This window comes from Streptomyces monashensis (genome assembly GCF_001866665.1).
In the GTDB taxonomy this organism is placed as follows: Bacteria; Actinomycetota; Actinomycetes; order Streptomycetales; family Streptomycetaceae; genus Streptomyces; species Streptomyces monashensis.
Genome location: NZ_MLYO01000196.1, coordinates 1 through 969 on the forward strand (window position 1 = coordinate 1; position 969 = coordinate 969).

General features: G+C 70.4%; 1 protein-coding gene. It reads left to right on the forward strand.

The window, feature by feature from the left end; genetic code table 11:
• The coding region (locus BIV23_RS45250) for an IS110 family RNA-guided transposase (RefSeq protein ID WP_071386805.1) at positions 1–948 on the forward strand (948 nt) is incomplete at its 5' end.
• Between the last annotated feature and the right edge of the window lie 21 nt (positions 949–969).

The window sequence follows — 969 nt, forward strand, 5'->3', positions numbered from 1 at the left end:
CTGCCCGGCCTGTCGATGCGGCGGATCGCCGACCTCTACCCCGGCGAGGCGAAGACCGACGCCCGCGACGCGGCCGTCATCGCCGACGCGGCCCGCACCATGCCGCACACCCTGCGCTCGCTGGAACTCACCGACGAGATCACCGCTGAACTCACGGTCCTCGTCGGCTTCGACCAGGACCTGGCCGCCGAGGCCACCCGCACCAGCAACCGGATCCGCGGCCTGCTCACCCAGTTCCACCCGTCCCTGGAACGAGTCCTCGGCCCCCGGCTCGACCACCAGGCCGTCACCTGGCTCCTCGAACGCTACGGATCCCCAGCCGCCCTGCGAAAAGCTGGACGCCGCAGGCTCGTCGAGGTGATCCGGCCCAAGGCCCCGCGCATGGCCACGCGGCTGATCGACGACGTCTTCGACGCCCTCGACGAGCAGACCGTCGTAGTCCCCGGCACCGGCACCCTCGACATCGTCATTCCCTCCCTGGCCCGCTCCCTCAGCGCCGTCCACGAACAACGCCGGGCCACAGAAGCCCAGATCAGCGCCCTGCTGGAGGCACACCCTCTTTCCAAGGTCCTGACGTCGCTGCCCGGCGTCGGCGTCAGGACCGCCGCCACCCTGCTGGTCACCGTCGGCGACGGCACCAGCTTCCCCACCGCCGCCCACCTGGCCTCCTACGCCGGCCTCGCGCCGACCACGAAGTCGTCCGGGACCTCGATCCACGGCGAACACGCACCACGCGGCGGCAACCGCGTCCTGAAACGCGCGATGTTCCTGTCCGCGTTCGCCGCCCTGCACGACCCCGCCTCCCGCACCTACTACGACCGCTGCCGGGCCCGCGGAAAGACCCACACCCAGGCACTTCTCCGCCTGGCCCGACAACGGATCAACGTGCTGTTCGCGATGCTCCGCGACGGCACCTTCTACGAACCCAGAACCCCACGCCTCGCTTGACGAAAGACATAGAGGCACCCC